This is a genomic window from Nonomuraea sp. NPDC005501 (genome assembly GCF_040605905.1).
Classification (GTDB): domain Bacteria; phylum Actinomycetota; class Actinomycetes; order Streptosporangiales; family Streptosporangiaceae; genus Nonomuraea.
In genome coordinates this window covers 24631-39351 of the sequence record NZ_JBEXDT010000016.1, presented here as the reverse complement: position 1 = coordinate 39351, position 14721 = coordinate 24631, and the positions used below count along the sequence as shown (strand labels likewise).

The window sequence follows — 14721 nt, the reverse complement described above, 5'->3', positions numbered from 1 at the left end:
ACGTCAAGGGTCCACGCAAGACGAAAGGCCGATGCGGCTTGACCGGCGCACGCGACCTGACGGGGCCAGTCTTGACGGGGCAGGACGGAGAGGCGTCCCCCCGCCCGTCCGGCCACCACGATGCCCCCACGCCACCGGCCCCCACGCCACCGGCCCCCACGCCGCCGGCCCCCGCGCCGCCGGCCCCCATGCCCCGGCGGCAGCGCGACCCGTTCCAGGCCGTGCTGAGTCCCACGGCCAGGCGGGCGGTCGCGGGCGGGCTCCTGCTCGCCACCGTGGCCGCCCTCGCGGCGGCCCTCGCCATCTGGAACGGCCGCCCCGCCGACGGAGCCCTCTACGCCCCCGCGCAAGCCGCCGCCGAGGGAGCCGCTGGCTCACCCGCCGCACACCCCGCTGCTGGGCGAGCCGCCGTCTCACCCGTCGCGCACCCGGCCGTGTCAGCCGTCACGAACGCGGCGATTCCCGGCGGAGTGGTGTGATCCCCTACTATCTACCCTCGGTAAGAGGGCGTTCGCCGGACCGTCACGGATTTCGGCCGGCTCCGCCCTGCGGCACGGCCGAAGGAGAAGCGTGGCGGTTGCGTCCCCCGCCGATCGGCGGCGCAGCCCGCTCGGAACCCTCCACCTCCCCTTGGCGCTGGTCCTGACCCTGGCGGGGACCATGACGGGCCAGCCGGCGCAGGCCGAGCCGGCCTTACGGTCCGCACGCGCGGAGCCCCTCGTCCGCCCGGCGCAGGCCGCGCCGAAACCCACGGTCAAGCAGCTCAAGAAGGAGCTCGCCGCGCTGCAGAAGGACTCCGACCGGCTCATCACCGACTACTACAACGGCCGCATCGCCCACGAGAAGGCCGAGAAGGCGGAGAAGGCCGCCAAGGCGCGGCTCGCCGCGGCCCAGGAGGTGTTCGACCGGGAGTCGTCGGAGCTGCGCGCGATGGCCGTCGCCCAGTACACCGGCGCCGTGCCCAGCGAGCAGGAGCTGATCTCCAGCGTGGACCCGGGCGCGCTGCTGGGCCGGCTCGCGCTCACCCGCCACCTCGCCGACCGGCAGCACGCCAGGTTGACCGGTTTCGCCCGGGTCAGGGACGAGCACGCCGCCGCCGAGGCCGAGGCCGCCGCCCGCACCGCCGAGCTGGCCGACCAGATCGAGGACCTGGCCGGGAGCAAGGAGAAGGCGCAGAAGCAGATCGACAAGATCAAGGACAAGATCGACCAGCTCTACCAGGCCCCGGGGGTGCGCCGCTCGGACGGCACCTGGGTGCCGCAGCTCCCCGAGGGGCCCGACCACATCACGCCCCGGATGCGCCTGGTCAAGGCCCTCGTCCAGGAGCGCTTCGACGTGCCGTTCGGGATCGGCTGCTACCGGACCATCCAGGACGGCGGCGAGCACCCGCTCGGGCGGGCGTGCGACTTCATGCTGAGCCGCGGCGGCGCCATGCCGACGGCCGCCGAGGTGGCGCGCGGCAACGAGATCGCCGCCTGGGCGATCAAGAACTCCCAGCGGCTGGGGATCATGTACATCATCTACCGGCAGCGCATCTGGCACGCCCGGAGGGGAACCTGGCGGATGATGTCCGACCGCGGCGGCGCCACCGCCAACCACTACGACCACCCGCACATCTCGGTCTACTAGCCCGGCGGGGCCATGGACGTGATCTTCTCCCACGTCCGGAGGTGAGCTCAGCGGCTGCGGCCCCGGGGCCGCAACCGCGTGCCGGGCAGGACGGGCGCGGGCAGCGGATCGCCGTCGAACCCCTCCACCGTCCCGAACCCCTCGCCCTCCATCCACTCCTTGCGGAACGCGACGATCTCGTCGTGGTCGCGCCCCACGAAGTTCCACCACATCACGATCTCCTCGGCGAACGGCTCGCCGCCGATCACCAGGACCCGCCCGTCCCCGCGCAGGGTCAGGCTCGTACGGCCCGGCGGAACGTACAGCAGCGGCCCCCGTTCCAGCGGCTCGACCTCGCCGTCGAGCAGCAGCAGCCCGTGCTCGAACCCCCGGTCGAGCGGCAGCTCGGCCGTCCCCGACACGGTGACCTCCGCCCCGGTCAGCGGCGTGAGGGCCGTCGCCGGCGACCTCTCCCCGGCGAACGACCCCATGACGACCGTCGCGCCGAAGCCCGGCCCGGACACCCGCGGCAGCTCCGCGTGGTGCTCGAACCCCGGCTCCATGCCCCGGGCCTCGCCGGGCAGCGCCACCCACAGCTGCACCCCGTGCAGCAGCTCCTCGCCCGACTCCTCCGAGTGGGAGATGCCGCGCCCGGCGGTCATCAGGTTGAGCTGCCCCGGGCGTACCACCTGGAGGCTGCCCACGCTGTCACGGTGCAGGACCTCGCCCGACAGCAGCCAGCTCACGGTCTGCAGGCCGGTGTGCGGGTGCGGCGGCACGCGCATCGTGGCCACCTCGGGCCCGTAGGCGTCGACGAAGCACCACGCGCCGATCATCCGGCGGTGCACGCCGGGCAGGGTCCTGCTCACGCGCATCGCGCGTGGCCCGCCCAGCGGCACCTCCCTCCCGGTGAGCAGCTCGGTCGCGCCGCCGTCCGCCGCGCCGCACCGGACCATCGCGCCGGGGTCCCGCTCCAGGTTGCTCATGCAGTGACTGTACGGCCGGATCTCCGGTCATCAGCCGCCGGCCTCCGAGGTCAAGCCGTCAGGCGAGGGTCTCCCACCAGCCGTCCACGGCCGGGGCGGCGTCGGGGTCCACGGCCTCGCCGGGTCGCGGCACCGCGATCGACACGTCGCGCGCCTTGGCCTCCCGCCACAGCCGCTCCACCGGCTCCGCCCACGGGTGCAGCGCCAGCGTGAACGTCGCCCAGTGGACCGGCAGCAGCAGCCGGCCGCCGAGGTCGAGGTGGGCGTTGACCGCCTCCTCGGGGTTCATGTGGATGTCCGGCCAGGCGGGGCTGTAGGCGCCGATCGGCATGAGGGTCAGGTCGAACGGCCCGTGCGCCGACCCGATGCCGCGGTAACCCTCGAAGTAGCCGGAGTCGCCCGCGTAGAAGACCCGGCGGGTCGGCCCGGCCACCGCCCACGAGCCCCAGAGCGTGTCGTTGCGGGCGAGCGTGCGCCCGGAGAAGTGGCGGGCGGCCGTCGCGACGAAGCGCAGCCCCGCCACCTCGGCCTCCTCCTCCCAGTCGAGCTCGATGATCCGGTACGCGGGCACGCCCCAGCGCTCCAGGTGCGCGCCGATGCCCAGCGGCACCAGGAACGGCGCCTTCTGCGTGGCCGTCAGCGTGCGGACCGTCGCCATGTCGAGGTGGTCGTAGTGGTCGTGCGAGATCGCGATGGCGTCCACCAGCGGCAGGCCCGCGAGCGGCACCGGCACCGGGTGGTGCCGCTTGGGCCCGACGAGCTGCGAGGGGGAGGGGCGCCGGCTCCACACCGGGTCGAACAGCACCCGCCGCCCCTCGATCTCCACCAGCGTGGAGGCGTGGCCGTACCAGATCGCGCGCACGCCGTCCGGCGGCGCCTCGCCCGCGGGCGGGACGCGCAGCGGCACGGGCCCGGCCGGCCGGCGCTGGTCGCGGTCCTTGGCCAGCTCGCCCAGCATGTTCGCCGGCGGGGTGTTCAGCACCTCCGTCGCCTCGGGCATGGTGTTGACGAACGCGCCGTCCCTGAACTGCGGCGAGCGCCTGATCCGCTCGACCCGCCCGGGCCCCGAGTTCAGGGGCCGCACGCCCAGTTCCGCGGGTACGTCGCGCAGGGCCCACCCCGCCACGGCCAGGGCCGCCCCGCCCATGAGGATCCGTCGTGCCGTCCGCAGTGCCGCCATCCGTTCACTCTCCCCTGGAAGTATGTTCCGTCCTGCTCAACCGAGCGGGGCGCCCGTGGTGTTCCCGATACGACGATATATCGCGATAGATTCATGCTGCCTTGATCGCTCCGCCGTCGATGACGTAGCCGGCGCCGTTGACGCTCGCGGCGCGCGGCGAGGCCGGACACGTCACCAGGGCGGCGACCGCCACCGGTTGGACGAACCTACCGGTCGCCGTCCCGCTGCCCGGCGGCACCCCGCGAGCGGTTGCTCGTGCCCCAGGCGCGGCGAGGCCGCGAGCCGCGCCGCACCCCTGTGGATCTTCGCATATCAACGTGGGCGATAGGGCGACAGGTCCAGCGGCGGGCGCTCGCCCAGCGCGAGGTCCGCGGCGAGGCGTCCGGCGAACGGCCCCGCCGTCAGCCCGTACGCGCTCAACCCCGTGGCCACCACCACCCGCTCGCCGGCGCGGCACACGATCGGCGGCCCGCCCGCGTGCACCGGACGCAGCCCCACCCGCACGTCCGCCATCGTCGCCCCGGCCAGCCCGGGCGCGAGCCGGAGCCCGGCGCGCAGCACCTCGTCCAGCCCGCCCATCGTGACGCGCGGCGCGAACCCCACGTCCTCGACCGTCGCCCCCACGACCACCCGCGAACCCGGGAACCCCAGCAGATAGGGGCCGTTGTGGGGGAGCACGATCGGCCACCCGGCCGTGTCGGCGCCGTCGAGGGTCGCGTGCACGATCTGCCCCCGCCTCGGGAACACCGGCACCTCCACCCCGAGCGGCCCGCACACCGCCCCGGTCCACGCCCCCGCCGCCACGACCACCACATCGGCCGCAACCCTCTCCCCACCGGCGGCCTGCTCACCGGAGGGCTCCCCGCCGGCGGCCTCCCGGCCGCGGGTCTCAGAGCCAGCAGCCGGGCGATCGCCGGAGCCGGACGCGGTGCCATCACCGGAGAGGGGCGCGGGGCGATCGGCGGAGAGGGGCGCGGGGCGATCGGCGGAGAGGGGCGCGGCCTGCCGCCACGACCCACCGCCGTCCGTCTCCACCCGCCCCGGCGTGCCCGTCCCCGAGCCCGCGAACGCGCCACCCTCCCCGGGCCGCCCTTCCCGGAGACGGTCCGCGGGGAGGCCCGCGACGTCATGGGACGACGCCGCAGCCCCCGAAGCCAGCAGCACCTCGCCCTCCGCCGTCAGCGTGGCCGTGCCGGTGCGGACCTCGGCCCCCTGCCGGACCGCCGCGCGCAGCAACGCGTCCCGTACGGCACGGCCGTCGACGCGGGCCGCGCCCGGCACGTGCAGCGCGCTCAGCCCGGCCGCCAGCGGCGGGAACAGCCGCGACGGGTCCGGCACCACGGTCACCTCGCCCATCTCGGGCGCACCGGCCCGGCGGCGTTCCAGCAGCGCCCGTACCGGCTCCAGCTCCGCCGGATCCTCGGCGACCAGCAGCGCCCCCACCCGCTCGTACCCGATGTCCTCGCCCAGCGCCTCCACCAGCTCCGGGTAGTGGCGCGCGCCCTCGCGGGCCAGGGCGTACCAGGCGTCGTCACCGGGATGGTCCACCCACGGGCACACGATCCCCGCGCCGGCCGCCGTGGCCTGCCCCTCCAGCGCCGCGTCCACCACGATGACGTCCGCTCCGCGACGGCTCAGGTGGTAGCCCGCGCTCGCCCCGACGATCCCGCTTCCGATCACTACGACCCGCATGCCGCCATGATTCCAGCCCGTCCCGGACCACCACCCGGCGACCGCCCCGGACAAGGACGCGAACGGCCCGCCCAGGCGACCGGAACCTCCGCCGCAGGTCCGCCGGGATGTACGAGCCGACACAGGGCGACAACCCCGCTGACGACAGGGCCTTCGCCCCCAAGGGCCGGTGATCATAGGACGACGGCGTAGAGAGGGTGATGTGGTGTTCGAGGGCGTGGAGGACGTGCCGTGGAAGTGGCTCGGGTTCGGTGGGACGGGTTCGGTGCCCGGCCTGTTGCGTGAGATCGCGGCGGCGCCGTCGGGCGGTCGCGCGGAGTCGCCGGTGCGGCGGCTCTGGCACGGGCTTTTCCCCACCCTTGAGCCCCGCGAGGTCGTCGGCGCGGCTCCCTGCCTCGTGCCGTACCTGGTGGAGGCGGCCGGGGTCGCGAGGCAGCCGCACCGGGGGCTGGTCCTGGACCTCATGACGGGCATCGCGCTCAGCGCCCCCCACCGTGACCCGTTCCGGGACCTCCGTGCCGGGCCCGAGCCCGATCACGCGGCACTGGCGCGTGCGGCCATGGTCGAGTGCGCCGGCGCGCTGGTGCTGTCGCTGGACGATGTCGCGCCGAAGGTCGTGGTGGCGGCGGCGCGGCTGCTGGCCTGCCTGCCTGAGGCCGCGCCGAGCAGCGTCCCGGCCTTACGAGCGCGAGCCGAGAAGGGCGCGCGGCGGGCGGGCGACACCGGAGCGGTGGCCTGCGTGCTCGCCGTGGCATGGCTGGCGGCGGCCGAGCACGCGGACTGGTTCGCGGGGCTGCTCGCCGCCGGCGTCGCGCAGCGTGACGTACGCGCGGCCGCGGCCGCGGGGCGGGCCCTGGCCGCACCCGAAGCGGCACCGCCGAGCGAAGCGGTGATCACGCTGCTGGCCGACGCGGAGGCCGACCCGAGGAGGGTCTTCCACCGCATCCCCTGGCACGGCGATGGCATGACGCCCCTCGGGTCGGCTCTCCTGCGTGCCGAGCGCTGGCATCGCGCCCTGGCCCGGGAGCTGCTGGGCCGACCGGAGCAGAGGGAGACAGACCATGCCCGCCTCGCCGCCCGCCAGGCGATCGGCGCCTGGCGGGCGTCCCCGGCGGAGCTGCTGCCGATGCTCGCCGACACCGTGCGGGACCTCATCGCGGACGCGCCTGCGCGACCACGCAGGCGCGAACGCGGCCGGCGGGACCCGCTCGCGTACGCGGTCCGGGTGATCTCCGAGTCGGGGCAGGCCGCCGCGGCGCAGGCCGACCTGCTGGCCGGGATGCTGACCGGCGACCCCGCCGAGCCGTGGCCGGAGGTGGCCGCTCCCGCTGTGGAGGGCCTCGCCAGGCTCGGTGACGGCCGCTGCGTGCCCTGGCTCGTCGCGGCCCTCCTCGACGAGTACGGCCACGTCAAGCATCTCGACGTCTCCGACATGATCCCCGCCATGGTGGCGCACGCGCCCGCGCTGACACCGGCCCTGCGAACCCTGCTCGGCCCTTCGTCACCCTCAGGTGGCGGCGGCATGCAGGGTGTGGACTGCATGGACGCGCTGGTCTCGTGGGGCGAGGTCGCGGCGCCGGTGGTGCCGGCGATCGCCGCCCGGGTCCCCGGCATGTGCCTTTCCGTCGCGTTGCCGCTGTTCGGGGCGGTCGGCCCGGCGGCCGCCGAGGTCCTGCCGCGGGTGCTGGCCCTGCTCGACGACGAGCAGTCCCGGCACGTGGCGGCCTGGGCGGCATGGCGGATCACCGGCGAGCCGGGACAGGCGGGACAGGCGGCGACCCTGCTCACCGAGCGCCTCGCCCGCCTCGGCCCACATGCGGCGGACGACATCGCGCCGCTGCTCGAACAGCTCGGCCCCGCCGCCGGGATCGCGGTCCCCGTCCTGCGCGAGCAGCTCCACGACGCCGAGTGCCGCGGACAGGCCGACCAGGTGGCGCCGGCGCGGGCGCTGTGGGCGATCACCGGCGAGAGCGACGGGCTGGTCGCGCCGCTGCTGAACGCCATCACCGTCAGGCCCCTGCCCACCGCGGGCCACCCAGGGCCGGCCTCCGGGCTGCGCGCGGTCGAGGCCCTGGGCCTGATGGGCCCCGCGGCCGAGCACGCCGTACCGCAACTGGAGCTCATCGCGAACGGCCGGGCCCGCGTGACGTCCTGGGACGTCTGGGCCGACGAGCGGTACCAGCACGCCGCCCGTCGTGCGCTGGCCCTCATCCAGGGGTGACACCGCTCGTGAGCGGATCGCACCCGCCGCCTCCACCGACGCCGATGCGGACGTCCTCGGGCGGGCGCGGTCTCGGCTAGGGCTCCGGCTGCGGTTTCTCCAGATGCTCCACGCAGCGCGAGAGCAGGGCGACCAGCAGCTCCCGCTCCTCATCGCTGAAGGCGGCGGCGAGTCCCCGTTCGACGCGTACGGCGCCGGAGTCGGCGGCGGTCATCACCCGCTCGCCCTTCGGGGTGAGGCGGGTCTCCAGGATGTTCTTGTGCCACTCGTGCGGCGTCCGCTCGATGAGTCCCTGCTCCTGAAGGTTCTTGAGCACCGTGTTCATCGTCGGAGGCGTCACGCCGCACGCCCGGGCCAGCGCCGCGGCCGAGATGCCGGGGTTCTCCTCAAGGTGGAGCAGCGCGGCGTACTGGGGCACGGTCAGGCCGGCGGGCCTGAGTACGGCGTTCTTGGCCGCGTTGAGCGCTTGCTCCGCGCGCTTGAGATGGAATCCCAGACGCTCGGGCGCGGGCATTGACGTCATCTCCGCATGTTAACGACCCTGTCGGATAGGCGTTGACGAACATTAGAGCTCTAACTATCGTATGTAAGCGTTCAAATAGGCGAATAACTTATGGGGTCTCATGTCCTTCCTCCGTTCCGCCGGCGTCGCGGGCACCACCCTGGCCGCCCTGCTCACCGGCGGCCTCACCGCCGCCCAGGCCCACGCCACCGCGCCGGCCGCTCCCGCCGCGCTGACCGCCGCCGCCCCTGTCGAGATCTCCACCGCCTTCGAGCTGCCCGGCAACCGGGTCTACCCCGAGGGCGTCACCGCCGACCCGCGCACCGGTGACCTGTACGCCGCATCGTTCACCGACGGGACCGTGTTCAGGATGACGCACGGAAACCGGGTCGCCGAGACGTTCCTGCCGGCCGGCGCGGACGGCCGGCACACCGCCAACGGGCTGGAGGCCGACCGGGCCGGCCGGCTGTGGGTCACCGACTCCACCAGGGGCGTCGCCGTCTACGACATGCGCACCCGCGCGCTGCTCGCCCGGTTCGAGGTCGCGGGGGAGGAGCCGAGATTCGTCAACGACGTCGCCGTCGGGCCCGACGGCAGCGCCTACCTCACCGACAGCGTGCGGGCCGTCGTCTACCGGGTGACGCCGCGCCAGCTCGCCCGGGCGCGCGGCGGTCGCGCGCCGCTCACGCCGTACGCGGACCTGAGCGGCCTGCCCGGGCCCGTCGCGCCCGGGACCTACACGTTGAACGGGATCGTCGCCGACCCCGCCGGCCGCTACCTGCTGACCGCCGACATGACCGGCGGCGGCCTCTACCGCATCGACCTGGCCGGCAGAGCCACGGGAGCCACCCGCGCCGTCCGCAAGGTCGCGCTGGAGGGAGGCGACATGGTCCACGCCGACGGGCTCGAACTGCGAAGCGGAACCTTGTGGGTGGTGCACAACACGGTCAACGCCATCAGCCGGTGGCGCGTCGCCCGCGACGGCTCGGCCGCCCGGGTCGAGAAGCGGGTGACCGACGAGGCCCTCCAGCTCCCCACGACGCTGGCCTGGCACCCGGACGGTCTCTACGTCGTCCGTTCGCAGTTCGACAAGGGCGGCCCGATGGGGGACGGCACGCCGACCCTGCCCTTCACCGTCGCCCTGGTACGAGGGCTCTAGGAGCGACGCGGGAAGGGGATCCGCCGAGTCGTGCATGAGACCACCTGGCGCGGACGCGCCCCCGGGAAACGGGTGGACACGTCCGGCGGGGCGTCACTAGGGTGTGGCCTCATGTCCAGCCCCGAGGCGTCAAGACGCTAGCCGCCGGTCGTCCGGTGGCCTCTTCCGACGTTGCCCGGCACCCCTCCCGCCCGATGCGGCCCGAGGGTTCCCCCGCCGTGGCCGCCGTGGTCGCCGTCGCCACCGGATCGCCGTAGCGCGGGCCGCGTCCGCCTCGAACCACAGACTCACCCGACCGCCGTCTCGGCACGCCCAGGCACTCCTGTGCCTGGGCGTGCCGGCCTGACGGCTCTCGTCGAACGCGGCCGGCCCGCCTCCGCTCACCTGACGAATCGATCACGAGACATCGTTGCGGAGTTTCGCCGTGCCTTTCGCCCTTCACCTGCTCGGACTGGCGGTGTTCGCCATGGGCACGTCCGAGTTCATGCTGTCCGGGCTCGTCCCGGACATCGCGTCCGACATGAACGTGTCCGTCCCGGCCGCCGGAGCGCTCACCTCGGCGTTCGCCGCCGGGATGATCGTCGGCGCGCCCCTGATGGCCGTCCTCAGCCTGCGCTGGCCGCGCCACCGCGCGCTGCTGGTGTTCCTGGTCTCGTTCCTGCTCCTCCACGTGCTCGGCGCGGTCACCACCGGCTTCGAGGTGCTGCTGGTGACCCGGTTCGCGGCGGCCGTGGCCAACGCCGGGTTCCTCGCGGTGGCCGTGGCGACCGCCGCCGCCCTGGCGCCGCCGGCCGCCAAGGGCCGCGCCACGTCCATCCTCCTCGGCGGGGTCACCCTGGCCTGCGTCGCCGGGGTTCCCGCCGGGGCGCTGCTGGGGCAGCTGTGGGGGTGGCGGTCGGCGTTCTGGGCCGTCGCCCTGCTGTCGGCGCCCGCCGTCGTCGCCGTCCTGCGCTCCGTCCCGGCCGCTGCGGCCCGTACGGAGACGGTCGTGGCCGGGACGGGCGGCAGCCCTGCCGGAGGCGGCCGGCCCGCCGCGGCGCGCCGTGAGGCGCGGGCGCTGCGCGACCCGCGGCTCCTGGTGCTCCTCCTGCTGGCCGCGCTGGTCAACGGCGCCACGTTCTGCACGTTCACGTACCTCGCCCCGCTGGCCACCACCGTCAGCGGGATCGCGCCCGCGTGGATGCCCGTTCTGCTGGTGCTGTTCGGCCTCGGCTCGTTCGCCGGTGTCACCGTCAGCGGGCGGCTGGCCGACAGCCGTCCCCGGCTCCTCATGACGGCCGGCGGGGCGGCGCTGGTCGTGGGGTGGGCGGTGTTCGCGACGGCCGCCGGCCGGCCGGCGGCCGTGCCGGTGCTGGTCTTCACGCAGGGAGCCCTGTCGTTCGCCGTCGGCTCCACCCTGGTGTCCCAGGTCCTGTACGCGGCCCCGGGAGCGCCGACGCTGGCCGGGAGCTTCGCCACGGCGGCCTTCAACGTGGGCGCCGCCGCCGGCCCCTGGCTCGGCGGGGTCACGATCGGCGCCGGGCTGGGCTACCGCTCGCCGCTCTGGGTGAGCGTGGCGCTGGTGGCCCTCGCGCTCGCCGTCGCCGCGACGGCCCACGCGCTGGAACGCGTCAGGGCCTGGCGTGTCCCGGCGCCCAGGACGGGGGCGGTGGAAGAGAGGTGATCCGCGCCGCCCGCGTCACGGCTCCAGCAGGTGCCCGCGCAGCGCCTCCACCAGGTCGCCACCGACCCCCAGGCGCTCCGCGGCGTACCCCTCGACGGAGCCGTGCGCGGCGGCCAGGTCCGCCAGGAAGAACCTCATGATGTCACCCGGCGCCCGCCCGTACCCGGGCCAGACCAAGGTCCGGTCCGGGTGCGCGGCGCGCCAGTCCGCGATCAGCCGTGCCGAGGCCAGCTCCGTGAGGGCGAAGTCGGCGACGATGGTCTCCTCGTCCACCCCGGCCAGCGCCAGCACGAGGGCGGCGAGCAGCCCGGTGCGGTCCTTGCCGGACGCGCAGTGGAACACCAGGGGCGCGTTGTCGTCCGCGGCGATGATCTCCAGCGCCCGCCGCAGCTCCGCCGCGCCGTCGTAGGCCACCTCGGCGTACCGGTCGGCCAGGAAGCGGGCCGGGTCGACGTCCGGGCCGAGCGCCGCCTGGTCGTACGGGCGGTGCTCGACGCTGAGGTTGTGGTAGGCGAGCCCGTCGAGGTGCCGGACCCGGCCCTTGGCCGCGATCTCCCACGGGTAGCGCAGGTCGATCACCGTGCGGACGCCCAGCTCCACGAACCGGTCCCAGTCGGCGCCCTGGAGCTTGGCCAGCGAGTCCGCCCGGTACAGCCGGCCCCAGCGCAGCACGCGACCGTCCCGGGTGCGGTAGCCGCCCAGATCCCGGAAGTTGTGCACCCTCTCGAACGCGACGTGCCGCGTCATCGTCCCGCGGACCAGCCGTGCAGCTTCATCAGGCGGGCCGCCACCCGGGTGAAGCGGTCGACGTCGAGCACGGCGCCCTCACGCCTGATGTCGTCCTCGTCCAGCACGAACACCCGGTCCAGCCGCGCGTGCGACACCCTGCCGTCACGGCCCCAGGCGCCGACCTCCACCCAGTCGGGCCCGTCGTCGCCCTTGCTGGACAGCATGACGCCGAGCAGCCTCCGCCCGGTACGGCCGACGACCAGCAGCGGACGGTCCTTGCCCCGCGCCGGGTCCTCCTCGTACGGCACCCACGCCCAGACGATCTCGCCGGGGTCGGCCAGGCCGTCCAGATCGGGGGAGTAGGCCAGCGTGGCGGCCTGGGCCGTCGAGTGGATCTCACGCACCGCGCCGCGGAGGGGTCGCGGGTCTTCACCTTGATCGTGCACGTGGGCATCCTAGGCTCTCCACGGAGCGCCCGCGCGCGGCGGCGTCAGGAGGCGGCGCAGGACGGCGGGGGTGTGGCCGGCGTGGTGGCGTACCGTGCGCGTCAGGTGGGCCTGGTCGGCGAAGCCCAGGTCGGCCGCCAGCCGCGCCAGGCTCTCCTCCCCGGCCTCCAGCCGGTCGAGCGCCCGTCCGACGCGCACCCGGTTGCGGTAGCAGGTGAGGGAGACGCCCAGCTCGAGGTGCACACGTCGCCGCCCGCCGGGTGCGCGAAGCGCTCCTCCTCGCCGGGCAGCGCCAGGTAGGCCATCGTCGGGTCCGCCAGCGCGCCCCGGCCGTCCGCCATCCGCCGGAACCGGCCTCGCCGCACCAGCACCAGCAGGTACGCGGACCCCACCTCGGCGGGCGACCACCCGCGATGGTCGTCGACGCAGGTCACCGCGTCGACCGTGAACCCCGGCCCGCCCCCGAGCCGCACACCTGTACGCACCCCCGGCACGCTACGCCCCGGGTACGACAATTCCGGCGGCGTGGCCGGGGTGCAAGGATGTTCAAGACCGTGGCGTCCGCGACCGGGCAGGCTGGGCCGCATGACGACTCTTTCCACGATCATCTTCGACTGCGCCGACCCGGCCGCGCTCGCCGCCTTCTACGCCAAGGCCGCCGGCTGGCGGCTCGGCCAGGGCGACGCCGACTACGCCACCGTCGAGGGCGGCCCCGTCACACTGGCCTTCCAGCGGGTGGACGGCTACGGCGGCGGCCCTGGCTGGCCGGGCGGCGACAAGCACCTCCACCTGGACTTCCAGGTGCCGGACGTCGGCGTCGCCCGTGGGGAGCTGGTCGCCCTGGGCGCGTCCGTGCCGGACTTCCAGCCGGGCGAGGACGAGTGGACGGTGTTCACCGACCCCGAGGGCCACCCCTTCTGCGTCTCGGCGGCCAGACCGCCCCGAGGGCGCAGACCCGGCGGGGACGCCGGGGCGGCACAGCGACGGGCCGGGTCCCGCCAGACCCGGCCCGCCCGGCCCCGAGCCCCCGGACGCGGCGCGTCCGGCACCCGAGGTCGAGCCGTACGGTTACGCCGGGTGCTCGGCGCGGTCGCCCGACCAGTCCGTGTGGAAGGCGCCCTCCTGGTCCACCCGCAGGTACGTGTGCGCGCCGAAGAAGTCGCGCAGCCCCTGCACCAGCGCCGCCGGCAGCCGGTCGCGGCGCAGCCCGTCGTAGTAGGCGAGCGCCGAGGAGAAGCCCGGCGTCGGCACGCCGATCTGGACGGCCGTGGTGACCACCCGTCGCCAGGCGTCCTGCGCCACGTTGAGCGCCGCCGCGAACGTCGGGTCCGCGAGCAGCGTCGGCAGCGCCGGGTCGGCGTCGTAGGCCGAGCGGATCCGGTCGAGGAACTTGGCCCGGATGATGCACCCGCCCCGCCAGATGGTGGCCATCGCGCCCAGGTCGAGGTCCCAGCCGTACTCCCTGGAGGCGGCGGCCATCTGGTCGAAGCCCTGCGCGTACGCGACGATCTTGGACGCGTACAGGGCCTGCCGCACGTCCTCGATCAGCTCGCGCCCGCCGACTCCCGACAGCTTCGGCCCCTCCAGGCCCGCGGCGGCGGCGCGCTGCTCGGGGTGGCCCGACAGGGCACGGGCGAAGACCGCCTCGGCGATGCCGGTGACCGGCACGCCCAGGTCGAGGGCGCTCTGCACGGTCCAGCGGCCCGTGCCCTTCTGTTCGGCCTGGTCGACCACCACGTCCACGAACGGCTTGCCGGTGGCGGCGTCGACCTGCTCCAGCACCTCGGCGGTGATCTCGATGAGGTACGAGTCCAGCTCGCCCCGGTTCCACTCACGGAACACCTCGGCCAGCTCGGCCGGGGTCGCGCCGAGCGCCTGCCGCAGCAGGTCGTACGACTCGGCGATGAGCTGCATGTCGGAGTACTCGATGCCGTTGTGCACCATCTTGACGAAGTGCCCGGCGCCGTCGGGGCCCACGTGCACCGCGCACGGCACGCCGTCGACCTTGGCCGAGATGTCCTGCAGGATCGGCCCGAGCGCCTCCCACGACTCCGTGGAGCCGCCCGGCATGATGCTCGGCCCGTTGAGCGCGCCCTCCTCGCCGCCGGAGATGCCGGTGCCGACGAAGTGGATGCCCTTCTCACGCAGCGCGGCCTCGCGCCGCCGGGTGTCGGCGAAGTGCGCGTTGCCGCCGTCGACGATCATGTCGCCGGGCTCCATCAGCTCCGCGAGCTGGTCGATCACCGCGTCGGTCCCCGCACCGGCCTTCACCATGATGATCGCCCGCCGGGGCCGCTTCAGGGAGGCCACGAAGCCGGAGAGCTCCTCGGCGGGGACGAACGTGCCCTCGCCGCCGAACTCCTTGACCAGTTGCTGCGTGCGGCTGGTGGAACGGTTGTGCACGGCCACCGCGTAGCCGTGCCTGGCCAGGTTGCGGGCCAGGTTGCGTCCCATGGTCGCCAGACCGGTGACGCCGATGTCTGCCAAGTCCATTTCAGCTCCTCTATCGGGGATACGCACGGTCAAGCCTCGTCA

Annotated in this window: 13 protein-coding genes and 1 pseudogene; 6 read left to right on the top strand and 8 right to left on the bottom strand. The window is 74.7% G+C overall.

Features of this window, described 5'->3' with window-relative positions:
• Window positions 1–188: 188 nt before the first annotated feature.
• Window positions 189–479, top strand: coding sequence for a hypothetical protein (locus ABZS51_RS11580; RefSeq protein WP_355438840.1), 291 nt, complete (start codon window positions 189–191; stop codon window positions 477–479).
• A gap of 91 nt (window positions 480–570) precedes the next feature.
• Window positions 571–1629, top strand: coding sequence for a hypothetical protein (locus ABZS51_RS11575; RefSeq protein WP_355438838.1), 1059 nt, complete (start codon window positions 571–573; stop codon window positions 1627–1629).
• A 47-nt stretch (window positions 1630–1676) separates the two neighbouring features.
• Here ABZS51_RS11575 and ABZS51_RS11570 read toward each other — a convergent pair whose 3' ends face one another.
• The 3 genes from ABZS51_RS11570 to ABZS51_RS11560 all read right to left on the bottom strand — a co-directional run bounded on the left by ABZS51_RS11570 (window position 1677) and on the right by ABZS51_RS11560 (window position 5466).
• Window positions 1677–2594, bottom strand: a complete 918-nt coding sequence (locus ABZS51_RS11570) for a pirin family protein (protein WP_355438836.1) — start codon at window positions 2592–2594, stop codon at window positions 1677–1679.
• 58 nt (window positions 2595–2652) lie between these two features.
• Window positions 2653–3774 (bottom strand): MBL fold metallo-hydrolase, encoded by a 1122-nt coding sequence (locus ABZS51_RS11565; RefSeq protein ID WP_355438834.1) that lies wholly within the window; start codon window positions 3772–3774, stop codon window positions 2653–2655.
• A 312-nt stretch (window positions 3775–4086) separates the two neighbouring features.
• Complete coding sequence (locus ABZS51_RS11560) at window positions 4087–5466, bottom strand: FAD-dependent oxidoreductase (RefSeq protein WP_355438832.1); 1380 nt, start codon at window positions 5464–5466, stop codon at window positions 4087–4089.
• 205 nt (window positions 5467–5671) lie between these two features.
• Here ABZS51_RS11560 and ABZS51_RS11555 point away from each other — a divergent pair, with 205 nt between their 5' ends.
• Entirely contained in the window at window positions 5672–7687 is a 2016-nt protein-coding gene (locus tag ABZS51_RS11555; protein WP_355438830.1) for a hypothetical protein, read from the top strand.
• 76 nt (window positions 7688–7763) lie between these two features.
• On the opposite strand, the gene ABZS51_RS11550 is transcribed toward ABZS51_RS11555, so the two are convergent.
• Window positions 7764–8210, bottom strand: coding sequence for a MarR family transcriptional regulator (locus tag ABZS51_RS11550; protein WP_355438828.1), 447 nt, complete (start codon window positions 8208–8210; stop codon window positions 7764–7766).
• 100 nt (window positions 8211–8310) lie between these two features.
• Between ABZS51_RS11550 and ABZS51_RS11545 the strand changes: the two genes are divergently transcribed.
• Both ABZS51_RS11545 and ABZS51_RS11540 read left to right on the top strand, forming a co-directional pair.
• Window positions 8311–9348 carry an SMP-30/gluconolactonase/LRE family protein gene (locus tag ABZS51_RS11545; RefSeq protein WP_355438826.1) on the top strand — a complete coding sequence of 346 codons (1038 nt, stop codon included), beginning with the start codon at window positions 8311–8313 and terminating at the stop codon, window positions 9346–9348.
• 424 nt (window positions 9349–9772) lie between these two features.
• A complete protein-coding gene (locus ABZS51_RS11540) occupies window positions 9773–11011 on the top strand; it encodes a Cmx/CmrA family chloramphenicol efflux MFS transporter (protein WP_355438824.1) in 1239 nt (412 codons plus the stop codon).
• A gap of 15 nt (window positions 11012–11026) precedes the next feature.
• Here the strand turns inward: ABZS51_RS11540 and ABZS51_RS11535 are convergent, their stop codons facing one another.
• Genes ABZS51_RS11535 through ABZS51_RS11525 form a run of 3 tightly spaced genes read right to left on the bottom strand, consistent with a single transcriptional unit; the run spans window position 11027 to window position 12429 of the window.
• On the bottom strand, window positions 11027–11758 hold the full coding sequence (locus tag ABZS51_RS11535; RefSeq protein ID WP_355438822.1) for a tyrosine-protein phosphatase: 732 nt from the start codon (window positions 11756–11758) through the stop codon (window positions 11027–11029).
• A complete protein-coding gene (locus ABZS51_RS11530) occupies window positions 11755–12186 on the bottom strand; it encodes a type II toxin-antitoxin system PemK/MazF family toxin (protein ID WP_355438820.1) in 432 nt (143 codons plus the stop codon). The genes ABZS51_RS11535 and ABZS51_RS11530 overlap by 4 nt, the downstream gene beginning before the upstream one ends.
• A 9-nt stretch (window positions 12187–12195) precedes the next feature.
• Window positions 12196–12429, bottom strand: a complete 234-nt coding sequence (locus ABZS51_RS11525; protein ID WP_355438818.1) for an AraC family transcriptional regulator — start codon at window positions 12427–12429, stop codon at window positions 12196–12198.
• Window positions 12430–12771: 342 nt separating this feature from the next.
• On the opposite strand from ABZS51_RS11525, the pseudogene ABZS51_RS11520 reads away from it, so the two are divergent.
• A pseudogene (locus ABZS51_RS11520) lies at window positions 12772–13098 on the top strand (VOC family protein); the annotation flags it as partial.
• Window positions 13099–13254: 156 nt separating this feature from the next.
• Here the strand turns inward: ABZS51_RS11520 and gndA are convergent.
• Window positions 13255–14679, bottom strand: a complete 1425-nt coding sequence (gene gndA, locus ABZS51_RS11515; RefSeq protein ID WP_355438816.1) for an NADP-dependent phosphogluconate dehydrogenase — start codon at window positions 14677–14679, stop codon at window positions 13255–13257.
• Between the last annotated feature and the right edge of the window lie 42 nt (window positions 14680–14721).

Bases quoted from the DNA above. Each gene is read 5' to 3' on its own strand.
- ABZS51_RS11580 (WP_355438840.1), top strand. From the start codon at position 189: ATGCCCCGGCGGCAGCGCGACCCGTTCCAGGCCGTGCTGAGTCCCACG.
- ABZS51_RS11570 (WP_355438836.1), bottom strand. From the start codon at position 2,594: ATGAGCAACCTGGAGCGGGACCCCGGCGCGATGGTCCGGTGCGGCGCG.
- ABZS51_RS11565 (WP_355438834.1), bottom strand. From the start codon at position 3,774: ATGGCGGCACTGCGGACGGCACGACGGATCCTCATGGGCGGGGCGGCC.
- ABZS51_RS11560 (WP_355438832.1), bottom strand. From the start codon at position 5,466: ATGCGGGTCGTAGTGATCGGAAGCGGGATCGTCGGGGCGAGCGCGGGC.
- ABZS51_RS11550 (WP_355438828.1), bottom strand. From the start codon at position 8,210: ATGACGTCAATGCCCGCGCCCGAGCGTCTGGGATTCCATCTCAAGCGC.
- ABZS51_RS11545 (WP_355438826.1), top strand. From the start codon at position 8,311: ATGTCCTTCCTCCGTTCCGCCGGCGTCGCGGGCACCACCCTGGCCGCC.
- ABZS51_RS11535 (WP_355438822.1), bottom strand. From the start codon at position 11,758: ATGACGCGGCACGTCGCGTTCGAGAGGGTGCACAACTTCCGGGATCTG.
- gndA (WP_355438816.1), bottom strand. From the start codon at position 14,679: ATGGACTTGGCAGACATCGGCGTCACCGGTCTGGCGACCATGGGACGC.